This is a genomic window from Nocardiopsis sp. CNR-923 (assembly GCF_001942255.1).
Lineage (GTDB): Bacteria > Actinomycetota > Actinomycetes > Streptosporangiales > Streptosporangiaceae > Nocardiopsis.
This window is the reverse complement of sequence record NZ_MKKC01000024.1, coordinates 1-3055: the sequence shown is the minus strand read 5'-3', so window position 1 is coordinate 3055 and position 3055 is coordinate 1. Positions and strand designations below refer to the sequence as shown.

Here is a 3055-nt window from a genome sequence, read left to right as displayed (position 1 = left end):
TGAACGATCTCCCAGAGCCCATCGGGCAACACATCACTCACAGCACGTGATCATGCCAGGCGCAGGGCCACCTCGCACGGCTTTTGAGATGAGCTCTAAAAGCGCTGAAATTAATATCGTTGGTTTCTCTTATCAGGACATTCAATCAGATTCTCCCATCAAAGAGAGACTTTCTTGGCTGAAGAGGGCTAACCCTAGCTTTAATCCGCATCCGTACGCACAACTCTCGCGCTGGTGTCTTGAAAGAGGGGATGACGCTGAGCACCGAATAGTGGAAATGGAAGCCATAAGAAGATTTTACGGGAGCGGCGGACCACTTTTCCGTGTTTGGGGGTTTTTGCAAGATAAGGCCATCGGGTTCGGATTCAAACCGCACAGGGCGATTGCGCTTTTTTCTTTAATTTGGATTTCTGGGTCCGCTTGGTTTGCTTTTATTGCTCGGGGGTGTAGCGGTACTTCTTATCAGGTTTGCCCGGTCAAAGCAGACGAACATCCAGCGTGGGACCCGATGTTGTATTCCCTGGATGTTCTGATACCTTTGCTTGATCTAGGGCACGGAGTTTCATGGGATCTCCGGTTCGTCAAAGGTGGTTTTTTATATTTTGACAATAAGTGGTTGGATTCTTGTGACCACAATCATTGCTGCCTTTGGTCGTTTTTTTGAAAAAATAGCCCCGTTCTAGAATGATTGGATATTATCTTGTTCTTGTTGTCGGTATTCCGTCGGCTCGGGGGCGCTGATCTTCGCAAGAGATTGATGCCTAGGGCGGTGGGATTAGGTGTGCGCCGTCGTGGTTCCGGACGTGCGGGCAGTTTGGGTCGATTGCATCAAGTAGGCGGATTTCGTAGACCTCGCCCATGTGCTTCTTGACCTCGTCGGGGGTGAGCCATTCGACGGCGGTCGCCTCGGGGGTGACGCGTGCTTCGCCTCCGGACGGCTTGCAGCGGAAGACGAGGGCGATGATTCCGCGGGCCATGTTCTTGTAGACGCCCGTGAGTTGTTCCACCTCGACGTGGATGCCGGTCTCCTCCAGCACCTCGCGGACGACCCCCTCTTCTGGGGTCTCCTCCAACTCCAGGACTCCACCCGGCGGCTCCCACCGGCCGTTGTCCCTGCGCTGGATCGCCAACATGCGTCCGTCCTCGCGGATGACGGCCCCTGCGACGGACACGGAATGCAGCGGCGTTGACGGCTTGTCTCCAGTGCTGTTACTCATGTACATGAGCATAGGAGGCACAGAAGGACTATGGCGAGCACTGTAGGGGCGAAGTCGGCGAAGCCCCGGTATCTCCAGATCGCGGACGACATCGAAGAGCAGATCAGGACTGGTCGCCTGGCACCTGCTGAGGAGATACCGAGCGAGACCGCCCTGATGGAGCGCTACAGCGTCTCCTCCGGCACGGTCCGCAAGGCGATCGCCCAGCTTCGGGCAACCGGCCTGGTGGAGACCTTCCAGGGCAAGGGCTCCTTCGTGAGTCCCGACCTCCCGTCACGCGCAAGTCCTCGGACCCGTTCCGGCGCTCGCACCGCCGTGCGGGCAAGGCGGCCTACATCGCCGAAACCGAACAAGCCGGGGTGAAGCCCACAGTTCAGGTGCTCTCCATCGGACCCGTCGCCGCTCCCGCCGAGATCGCTGAGCGCCTGGACGTGAACGAGGGCGACAAGGTCCTTGCCCGCCGTCGTCTCTACTTCAGCGATGGCACCCCCACTGAGGAGGCGACGTCGTACCTGCCGTGGGACGTGGCGCGGGACATCCCCGAACTCTTCGAGGAGAACCCCGGCGGCGGTGGCATCTACGCCCGGCTGGAAGAGCACGGGCACGAGTTCGCCGAGTACACCGAGACCGTGCGGGCGCGTCTGGCCACCAAGCAGGAGGCGAGCGCGCTGAGCCTGAGCCCTGGCTCTCCGATCATCCACCTGACCAGGAACGCCGTCACCACTGCTGGGCGTGTGGTGGAGGTGTGCGACACGATCATGGTCGCTGATCAGTTCGTGCTCGACTACCGCATACCTGCCACAGACTGAGGCCCGGAACGTCCGAGGTAGACAGGCTTGTTGGCTCCACAGGGTTGACTCATGTACATGAGTGAGGCAACCTGTACACCACAACTCATATAAATGAGTGCATGTGATTGTCCTATGTATATGAGTTGGCAGGGTTCGTTTGAGCGGTGTGCTTGTGGTTCGACAACCCAGCGCACCCCCAGCCCCCCGGGGAGCGTGCTTCGTGGATGCCGTCGCCGTCGCCGTCGCCGTCTCAGCTTCGAAGCGGTGCAAGTCCTGTCGCGGGCGCGGACGTAAGACCGTCCGCTCTCGTCGCCTGGTCGTGGTCCGCTCGTCGACTACGCGAGAACCGGCGACACGTGTCGTGTCCTGCACGGCTTGCCGGGGGACCGGAACGGGCTCCTGAAACTCACGGGTGGACAAACCGCGGCCGGATGGGCTGCCGGTCGTGGTCACAGCCACTCACAGACAGCAGACCCCCGCGACGCGGGCTAGGCATCCGGGGGCACGGCCAACCTGAGGAAAGCAGGCTGACGTGAAAAACCTTATCGCCCTGATTCGGGCGTTGGTGACTCTGATTCGACCGAAGCGACACGGCAGGCACCACCGGACCGGCCCCCGGCCGTTCCTTCTGCCGCCGCCTACGCGGGTGGCGATGCTGCCAGCGCCGGAACCCATCGTGATGGACGGCGACGACCCCCGCGCCTACCGCCTCGTGCGCGGCCCCTACGCGGCCCTGGAGAACAGGCGTGCCGCGCAGCGGGCCGAGCGGGACCGGCGGGGAATCGACACCCTGGTGCGGATCGCCAGATCGACCTCCCCTGACGACGACCTGGCCGAGCTGCGTGACCTGGTGCGCACGGCCATAGCCGTAGGGGTGGTGGGACGGTGACCGGCGACGAACCCGATTCCGTGGTCGACAGGGAGACCCTGAAGGCATGGGCGCGTGCTCGGGGTGTGCGGGTGCGCGTGGCCTGTGAGGACTGGGAGTCCATCACCTACGAGGCACTGTCCCCCCAACCGGACGGAACCTCGCTGGTGCAGCGGATC

Annotated in this window: 3 protein-coding genes and 1 pseudogene; 3 read left to right on the top strand and 1 reads right to left on the bottom strand. The window is 61.6% G+C overall.

Annotation, left to right across the window (positions count from 1 at the left end; genetic code table 11):
* Positions 1-664: hypothetical protein (locus tag BJF83_RS26440; RefSeq protein ID WP_262391242.1), on the top strand; the 664-nt coding region annotated here is incomplete at its 5' end.
* A 97-nt stretch (positions 665-761) separates the two neighbouring features.
* On the opposite strand, the gene BJF83_RS01910 is transcribed toward BJF83_RS26440, so the two are convergent.
* Positions 762-1223 (bottom strand): NUDIX hydrolase, encoded by a 462-nt coding sequence (locus tag BJF83_RS01910; RefSeq protein WP_262391243.1) that lies wholly within the window; start codon positions 1221-1223, stop codon positions 762-764.
* A gap of 24 nt (positions 1224-1247) precedes the next feature.
* Between BJF83_RS01910 and BJF83_RS01905 the strand changes: the two are divergent.
* Together BJF83_RS01905 and BJF83_RS01900 are read left to right on the top strand one after the other, a co-directional pair.
* A pseudogene (locus tag BJF83_RS01905) lies at positions 1248-2026 on the top strand (GntR family transcriptional regulator).
* A 634-nt stretch (positions 2027-2660) separates the two neighbouring features.
* Positions 2661-2897 carry a hypothetical protein gene (locus BJF83_RS01900; protein ID WP_262391241.1) on the top strand — a complete coding sequence of 79 codons (237 nt, stop codon included), beginning with the start codon at positions 2661-2663 and terminating at the stop codon, positions 2895-2897.
* The last annotated feature ends 158 nt before the right edge of the window (positions 2898-3055 follow it).